The organism is Streptomyces sp. TOM-9, assembly GCF_056858595.1.
The window spans coordinates 1,825,209-1,832,471 of the sequence record NZ_JBXEQB010000001.1 but is presented as its reverse complement, the minus strand read 5'-3'; the positions used below and the strand labels follow the sequence as shown (position 1 = coordinate 1,832,471).

The window sequence follows — 7,263 nt, the reverse complement described above, 5'->3', positions numbered from 1 at the left end:
GTCCGGTGATCAACGGGCGTCACCCTAGTAGTCGCCTGTGACAAGCGGTCCGGCGCAAGGGCTGTCCCTCGCCGGACGCCGCTCAGGCCCGCTGTGCCAGCAGGGCCAGCGCGCCGCTGACGGCCTGGTCGAACGGCGCGGCCGAGCCCGCCGCGCGGGCGAGCACGTAGCCGCCCTGGAGCACGGCCACGAGCGTGGCCGCGATGTCGCCGGTGTCGAGGCCGGGCGCGATCTCCCCACGCGCCTGGCCCTCGGCGAGCGCGTCCGCGAGCCGGCCGCGCAGCCACTCGAAGGTCTCGTCGAGCGGCGCCCGCAGTTGCGGGCTGGCGACGACCTCCGGGTCCTGGGTGAGCCGCCCGATCGGGCAGCCGCGCAGCACGTCGCGCTCGCGGCGCAGGTAGCGCGAGACCCGCTCGACCGCCGTGCCCGGGCCGGCGAGTTCGCGTTCGGCGGTCTGCCGCATCTGCTCGGCGGTACGGCGCACGGCGGCGAGCGCGAGCTCCGGCTTGCCCGAGAAATGGTGGTACATGCTGCCCTGGCCGACGCCGGAGCGCTGCTGGATGGCCTTCGGGCTGGTGCCGACGTAGCCGCGTTCCCAGAGCAGTTCGCGGGTGCTCTCGATCAGGCGTTCCGACGTCGTCTCCATGCCGGCAGTGTACATACCAGTAGGTACAGAGCGGTGGAGCTCAGGCGGGGCGGCGCGCGGTGGCCAGGATGTGCGGGGCGCTCGGCACGGGCAGGGTGAGGCCCTTGGCGCGCTCCGGAACGCGGAAGCGGCGCAGCTCCAGCACCTCGAACCCGGCCGCCTCGACCGCGGTGAGCGTGTCCCGCCCGGTCCGGCAGCCGCCGAACAGCAGCGGCCACACGGTGCGGTCCACCGCCCACTGCAGCGCCGCGTGCGCTCGGCCCTCGGCCCGGCAGTGCTCCAGCAGCCGCAGTTCCCCGCCCGGGCGCAGTACCCGGCGGAGCTCGGCCAGGGCGCGCTTCTGGTCGCGTACGGAGCACAGCACCAGCGAGGCGACCGCCGCGTCGAAGGCCTCGCTCTTGACCGGCAGCGCCTCGGCGACCCCGGGTACGACGTCCACCGGCACCTCGGCGTGCTGCGCGGCGTCGACGGCCAGCCGGCGCAGATGCCGTTCCGGCTCGATCGCCACGACCTCGGCGACGGTGCGCGGGTAGTGACGGAAGTTCAGCCCCGAGCCTGCGCCGATCTCGATGACCCGGCCGGTGAGTCCCGCGAGCACGGTCCGCCGGTGCGCGCCGAAGCCCGCGCGGGCGTCCATCACCGGGCCGCAGCGGGCGTAGAAGCGGGCGAACAGCGGGTGGTGGACGGCTTCGCCCGTCGCGCCGGTACGGCTCCTCATGGCCGGACCTCCTTCGTCTCGGCACCCCCCACTTCCGATTCTGCCGCTTCGGAGCCCGTCCCAAGCCTCCCCGTTCCGGGGCGGATCCGGCGTGTCGCCCGCCGTCCGTCCCGGACGCGCCCGGGGCCGGACGGCGGTGCGGGTCAGGCGGGGTCGGCGGGCGCCCAGTACGAGGTGAAGGCGGCGGCGTCCCAGATGCCGCCGATGCGGGGGGAGAGCCAACCGGGTGCCGCCTGCCGGAAGTCGGCGGGGTCGAGGGCGGCCGCGCCGGCGGGCAGGGCGCCCACGAGCGGGGCGCCGGTGACCTCGGGCAGGTCGGCGAGGTTGCAGCGGGCGGCCAGGTCCGCGTCGTCCGGCCAGCTGCCGATGACGACGCCGGCGCACTTCAGGTCCCGCGCCTTCAGGGCCTCCGTCGTCAGCGCGGCAGCGTTGAGGGTGCCGAGCCCGGCCGGGGCGACGACGAGCACCGGGGCCGCGAGCATCCGTGCCGCGTCCGCCAGCGTCGAGCCCGTGTCGTCGAGCCGGACGAGCAGCCCGCCCGCGCCCTCGACGAGGACGATGTCGTGCACCGCCGCCAGCTTCGCCGCCGCCTCCGCGATGTCGGCCGGGCCCACCGGGGCGAGTCCGGAGCGCCGTGCGGCCGTGGCGGGGGCCAGCGGCTCGGGGTACCGGGCCAGTTCGACGCCGGTGACCTCGGGACCGGCCAGGCGGGTGACCTCGGCGGCGTCGCCCGGCTCGCCGGGGCCCACCCCGGTCTGCGCGGGCTTGAGGTACGCGACGCTGTACTCGCCGAGCAGCACCGTCGCCGCGATCGCGGCCGTCGTCACCGTCTTGCCGATCTCCGTGCCCGTACCGGTCACGAACAACACCGTCATGCCGCCTCCGCCGCCGCGCGCACCGCCGCGCAGATGCGCGCGATGTCCTCGTCCCCCGTGACGTACGGGGGCATCGTGTAGATCAAGTCCCGGAACGGCCGCAACCATACCCCGCTGCGGGCGGCGGCCCGCGTCGCGGCGGCGAGGTCGACCTGGTGGTCCAGCTGGACGACACCGATCGCGCCCAGCACCCGCACGTCGCGTACCCCGGGGAGGCCGGCGGCGGGTGCGAGCCCCTCGCGCAGCCCGGCCTCGATCCGCTTGACCTCCTGCGCCCAGTCCTGGCCGAGCAGCAGGTCGAGCGAGGCGCAGGCGACGGCCGCGGCCAGCGGATTGCCCATGAAGGTCGGGCCGTGGGCGAGCACCGGCACCTCGCCCCGGGAGATCCCGTCGGCGACGCGCGCGGTGCACAAGGTGGCGGCCATCGTGAGGTAGCCCCCGGTCAGGGCCTTGCCGACGCACATCACGTCCGGCGAGACGCCCGCCTGGTCGGCGGCGAACAGCGTCCCGGTCCGCCCGAAGCCGGTGGCGATCTCGTCGAACACCAGCAGCACGTCGTGCTCGTCGCAGGCCTCGCGCAGCACCCGCAGGTAGGCGGGGGAGTGGAAGGTCATGCCGCCCGCGCCCTGCACGACGGGCTCGACGACGACCGCGGCGAGTTCGTGCGCGTGAGCGGCGATCGTCTCCCGCAGGTGGCCGGCGTACGCCTCCTCGTACGCGGCCGGCGGCGCGTCCGCGAAGACCTGCCGGGGCAGGACGCCGGACCACAGCCCGTGCATGCCGCCCTCGGGATCGCAGACGGACATCGGCTGCCACGTGTCGCCGTGGTAGCCGCCGCGCCAGGTCATCAGACGCTGCTTCTCCGGCCGCCCGAGCGAACGCCAGTACTGCAGGCACATCTTGACCGCGACCTCGACCGACACCGAGCCGGAGTCGGCGAGGAAGACGTGCCGCAGCGGATCGGGGGTGATCTCGACCAGGCGGGCGGCCAGCCGCACGGCGGGCTCGTGGGTGAGCCCGCCGAACATCACGTGGCTCATCCGGTCCAGCTGGCCGCGGGCCGCCTCGTTGAGCACCGGGTGGTTGTAGCCGTGGATCGCCGACCACCACGACGACATCCCGTCGACGAGTTCGCCGGCGCCCTCGAACGGCTCGGCAAGCCGCAGCCGGACCCCGGCCGCGGACTCGACGACGAGCGGTTCCTGACGGCCCGGCATGGGCCCGTACGGATGCCAGACGTGCTCCCGGTCCAGTGCCAGCAGCTCGCCCGGGGTGAGCGGCTCAGGCATTGGGCGGCAGGTCCGTGCCGGTGCCGCGGCGGCGCACGGCCACCAGGTCGGTGCGGGCGGCACCGGCCGTCGCGGGCTGCGCGAGGTCGCCGTGGGTGTCGCCGTGGCCGTGGCCGCCGCAGGGGCCGCAGCCGCCGCCCTCGCCGTGCGAGTCGCAGCCGGCGGAGGCGTGGGAACCGCAGCCCCCGGCCGGGGCCGCCACGTCCGCCCGGTGCTGGGGCAGGGTCACCTCGCCGGCGCCCTCCACCTCGAAACCGGCGTCCGCGATCATGTCGAGGTCGGTCTTGCCGGCCTGGCCCTCGCTGGTGAGGTAGTCGCCCAGGAAGATCGAGTTCGCCAGGTGCAGCGCGAGCGGCTGCATGCTCCGCAGGTGCACCTCGCGGCCGCCCGCGATGCGGACCTCCACATCGGGACAGACGAACCGCACCATCGAAAGAATCCGCAGGCACCGCTGCGGGGTGAGGTTCCACTCCTTCGCCAGCGGGGTGCCCTCGAAGGGGATGAGGAAGTTCACCGGGACGGAGTCGGGGTCCAGCTCGCGCAGCGCGAAGACCACGTCGACCAGGTCCTCGTCGCTCTCGCCCATGCCCGCGATCAGCCCGGAGCAGGCCGAAAGGCCCGCCGCCTGGGCCTGTTGCACCGTTTCGACCCGGTCCGCGTAGGTGTGCGTGGTGGTGATGTCCCCGTAGGTGGCCTCGGAGGTGTTGAGGTTGTGGTTGTACGCGTCGGCGCCCGCGCCGCGCAGCCGCTCGGCCTGCCCGTCGGAGAGGAGGCCCAGGCAGGCGCAGACCTCGACGGCCTCGTTCTGCTCCTTGATGGCCTCGATCGTCTTGGAGACGCGGTCCACGTCGCGGTCGGTCGGGCCGCGTCCGCTCGCCACCAGGCAGACCCGCTTGGCACCGCCGGCGACCCCCGCCGCCGCGGCGGCCGCCGCCTCGTCGGGCTTGAGCCAGGTGTACTTGAGGATCCCGGCCTCCGAGCCGAGCCGCTGCGAGCAGTACGAGCAGTCCTCCGGGCACAGTCCCGACTTGAGGTTGACCAGGTAGTTCAGCTTCACCCGGCGGCCGAACCACGCGCGGCGCACCTTGCCGGCCGCGGCCACCACGTCGAGGAGTTCGTCGTCGGAGGTCGCCAGCACGGCGAGCGCCTCCTCACGGGTGGGCAGCTCGCGGCGCAGGCCCTTCTCGACCAAAGCATTCAGCAGATCCATGTCGCGATCCTGGCGTACCGCACGGGCCCGGGCCAATGGGGCATCCCACAAGACCGCTCGCTCAGGGTGTGTGCATCACCACACCGTGCGAGACGATCCGGCACACTACGGTGGCGCCGAACCCTCCGCCGACCCCAGGGGACGACCATGACCCGCGACCCGTTCGACTGGATCGACGCGCACGCCGAACGGCGTCGCGCGGCCGGGCTGGTGCGCACCCTGCGGCCGCGGCCCGCGCGGTCGCCCCTGCTGGACCTCGCCTCCAACGACTACCTCGGGCTCGCCCACCACCCCGAGGTGACCCGGGCCGGTGCGGACGCCTGCCTGCGCTGGGGCGCCGGCTCGACCGGTTCACGGCTGGTCACCGGCAGCACCGAGCTCCACGCCGAACTGGAGGCCGAACTGGCCGCCTTCTGCGGCTTCGAGGCGGCGCTGGTCCTGGCCTCCGGCTACGCCGCCAACCTCGCCGCCGTCACGGCGCTCAGCACCGAGCCGGACACGCTGCTCGTCTCCGACAGTGGCAACCACGCCTCGCTCATCGACGGCTGCCGGCTCTCCCGCGCCACCACCGAGGTCGTGCGGCACGCCGATCCGGACGCCCTGCGCAAGGCGCTGACCGGCCACGACGGCCCTGCCGTGGCCGTCACCGACTCGGTCTTCTCGGTGGACGGCGACGCGGCCCCGCTCGGCGCGCTGGCCGCCGCCTGCCGCGAGCACGGAGCCGGGCTGCTGGTGGACGACGCCCACGGGCTCGGGGTGCTCGGTCCCGGGGGCCGGGGGGCGGCCGCGGAGGCGGGACTGGCGGGCGCGCCCGGACTGGTGTGCACCGCCACGCTCTCCAAGTCCCTGGGCAGCCAGGGCGGCGTGGTGCTGGGACCGGCCCGCGTCATCGAGCACCTGGTCAACGCCGCGCGGACGTTCATCTTCGACACGGGCCTCGCCCCGGCGGCCACCGGCGCGGCGCTCGGTGCGCTGCGCCTGCTCAAGCGCGAGCCGGAACGCGCCGTACGGGCCCGGGCGGTCGCCCGTGAGCTCTACGAGCGGCTGGTGGGGGCGGGGCTGGACGCCACCGCGCCGGACGCGTGCGTGGTGTCGGTGCGGGCGCCGTCGCCCGAGGCGGCCGTCGCCTGGGCCGGGGCGTGCCGTGAGGCGGGTCTCGCCGTGGGCTGCTTCCGGCCACCGTCCGTGCCCGACGGGATCTCGCGGTTGCGGCTCACCGCGCGGGCGGACCTGACGGACCGGGAGATCGGCGACGCCGTGGGGACGATCGTCCGTACGGCGCCGCCGCGCCCCTGAGTTCAGGGGCGTTCGGTCAGGCTCCCCGTCGTCACGGCGGCGAGGAACTCCGCCCAGGCCGCCGGGGGGAAGAGCAGGGCGGGGCCGCGCACATCCTTGGAGTCGCGTACGGCGAGCTGTCCCGAGAGCGGCCCGTCCCCGATGAGGGCCGTCTCGACGCAGTTGTTCGCCGCCGTGCTGTAGCTGCTGCGTCGCCAATTCACACCTGAGAGGGACGCACTGGAGGTGACGTACTGAGGCAGAGCGTTGGACATGGGGGGTGTGCCTCCTTACGCGCCTTTGCCGATGCCGGAGATGAAGGACAGCGACTGCTCACTCGACAGGGCATGGGAGCGCAACCGATTGAAGGCAGCACCGTACGCCCTGACGTCCTCGTGCTGATCCAGATAGAGACTACTCGTCAAATGGTCGAGAACAACCACGTCGAGATCAGCAATGCGCGGAAATGAGAAGATTACGAAAGGGCCTGTGACGCCTATATGCCCACCGGCCGAGAAAGGCAGCACCTGCAGATGCACATGAGGCAGTGAACCCAGCTCCACAAGATGGCTCAATTGCGCCGCCATCACTCCGGGACCCCCGACCCTGCGGCGCAGCACCGCCTCGTCCAGCACCGCCCACAGCTCCAGCGGCGGATCGGCGCGCAGCACCGCCTGGCGGGCCATCCGCACCTGCACCAGGGTCGCGATCTGCCGCGGTCCGAGCTGCGGCAGCACGGACCGGGTGAGCTCGCGGGCGTAGTCCGGGGTCTGCAGCAGTCCCGGCACCACCGTGGTCTCCAGGGTCCGCGCCCGGCAGGCGTCGGTCTCCAGGGAGATGAAGTCCCGGTAGGCGGAGGGGAGTTCCTCGCGGAACTCATGCCACCAGCCGCGCCGGTCGCCCTCGCCCGCCAGCGCGGAGAGCATCTCCCGCAACCGCTGGTCGCGCACCCCGTACACGTCCAGCAGTGCCGTGACGTCCTCGGGGCGCACTCCGCTGCGGCCGGTCTCGATCCGGCTGACCTTGGACTGGTGCCATCCCAGGCGCTGGGCGGCCTCACCGCTCGTGAGCCCCGCCGTGTCGCGCAGACGGCGCAATTCCGAGCCGATCTTGCGGCGGCGTACCGCCGGCACCTGCTGCATGGTGTGTGCACCTCCCGGTTCCGGCACCCCCGCCGGTCCCCGGGCGAAGTCTGCCGCGCAAATACGTTCTCTCGTAGCAGAGTTCACCGCTTTGGGCGACAGATATAT

8 protein-coding genes are annotated in these 7,263 nt (G+C 73.7%); 1 reads left to right on the top strand and 7 read right to left on the bottom strand.

Translation table 11 applies throughout. From position 1 onward, the window contains the following. Window positions 1-82: 82 nt before the first annotated feature. The 5 genes from AC1VWI_RS08685 to bioB form a co-directional block, all read right to left on the bottom strand. Complete coding sequence (locus AC1VWI_RS08685; RefSeq protein ID WP_499510371.1) at window positions 83-646, bottom strand: TetR/AcrR family transcriptional regulator; 564 nt, start codon at window positions 644-646, stop codon at window positions 83-85. A 40-nt stretch (window positions 647-686) separates the two neighbouring features. Further along, a complete protein-coding gene (locus AC1VWI_RS08680; protein ID WP_499510370.1) occupies window positions 687-1,364 on the bottom strand; it encodes a class I SAM-dependent methyltransferase in 678 nt (225 codons plus the stop codon). Between the two features lie 143 nt (window positions 1,365-1,507). Further along, a complete protein-coding gene (bioD, locus tag AC1VWI_RS08675) occupies window positions 1,508-2,239 on the bottom strand; it encodes a dethiobiotin synthase (protein WP_499510369.1) in 732 nt (243 codons plus the stop codon). Then, a complete protein-coding gene (locus AC1VWI_RS08670) occupies window positions 2,236-3,528 on the bottom strand; it encodes an adenosylmethionine--8-amino-7-oxononanoate transaminase (RefSeq protein ID WP_499510368.1) in 1,293 nt (430 codons plus the stop codon). Before AC1VWI_RS08670 ends, bioD begins: the two co-directional genes overlap by 4 nt. Continuing rightward, window positions 3,521-4,738, bottom strand: a complete 1,218-nt coding sequence (gene bioB, locus AC1VWI_RS08665; protein WP_499510367.1) for a biotin synthase BioB — start codon at window positions 4,736-4,738, stop codon at window positions 3,521-3,523. Before bioB ends, AC1VWI_RS08670 begins: the two co-directional genes overlap by 8 nt. A 147-nt stretch (window positions 4,739-4,885) precedes the next feature. On the opposite strand from bioB, the gene AC1VWI_RS08660 reads away from it, so the two are divergent. Beyond that, a complete protein-coding gene (locus AC1VWI_RS08660) occupies window positions 4,886-6,034 on the top strand; it encodes an 8-amino-7-oxononanoate synthase (RefSeq protein WP_499510366.1) in 1,149 nt (382 codons plus the stop codon). A gap of 2 nt (window positions 6,035-6,036) precedes the next feature. On the opposite strand, the gene AC1VWI_RS08655 is transcribed toward AC1VWI_RS08660, so the two are convergent. Both AC1VWI_RS08655 and AC1VWI_RS08650 read right to left on the bottom strand, forming a co-directional pair. Beyond that, window positions 6,037-6,288 (bottom strand): DUF397 domain-containing protein, encoded by a 252-nt coding sequence (locus AC1VWI_RS08655; RefSeq protein ID WP_499510365.1) that lies wholly within the window; start codon window positions 6,286-6,288, stop codon window positions 6,037-6,039. A gap of 15 nt (window positions 6,289-6,303) precedes the next feature. Then, complete coding sequence (locus AC1VWI_RS08650) at window positions 6,304-7,155, bottom strand: helix-turn-helix domain-containing protein (protein ID WP_499510364.1); 852 nt, start codon at window positions 7,153-7,155, stop codon at window positions 6,304-6,306. Between the last annotated feature and the right edge of the window lie 108 nt (window positions 7,156-7,263).

What these genes read in the sequence shown, in the direction of transcription:
- AC1VWI_RS08655 (WP_499510365.1), bottom strand. Translation starts at nt 6,288, where the DNA reads ATGTCCAACGCTCTGCCTCAGTACGTCACCTCCAGTGCGTCCCTCTCA.
- AC1VWI_RS08685 (WP_499510371.1), bottom strand. Translation starts at nt 646, where the DNA reads ATGGAGACGACGTCGGAACGCCTGATCGAGAGCACCCGCGAACTGCTC.
- AC1VWI_RS08660 (WP_499510366.1), top strand. Translation starts at nt 4,886, where the DNA reads ATGACCCGCGACCCGTTCGACTGGATCGACGCGCACGCCGAACGGCGT.
- bioD (WP_499510369.1), bottom strand. Translation starts at nt 2,239, where the DNA reads ATGACGGTGTTGTTCGTGACCGGTACGGGCACGGAGATCGGCAAGACG.
- AC1VWI_RS08650 (WP_499510364.1), bottom strand. Translation starts at nt 7,155, where the DNA reads ATGCAGCAGGTGCCGGCGGTACGCCGCCGCAAGATCGGCTCGGAATTG.
- AC1VWI_RS08670 (WP_499510368.1), bottom strand. Translation starts at nt 3,528, where the DNA reads ATGCCTGAGCCGCTCACCCCGGGCGAGCTGCTGGCACTGGACCGGGAG.
- AC1VWI_RS08680 (WP_499510370.1), bottom strand. Translation starts at nt 1,364, where the DNA reads ATGAGGAGCCGTACCGGCGCGACGGGCGAAGCCGTCCACCACCCGCTG.
- bioB (WP_499510367.1), bottom strand. Translation starts at nt 4,738, where the DNA reads ATGGATCTGCTGAATGCTTTGGTCGAGAAGGGCCTGCGCCGCGAGCTG.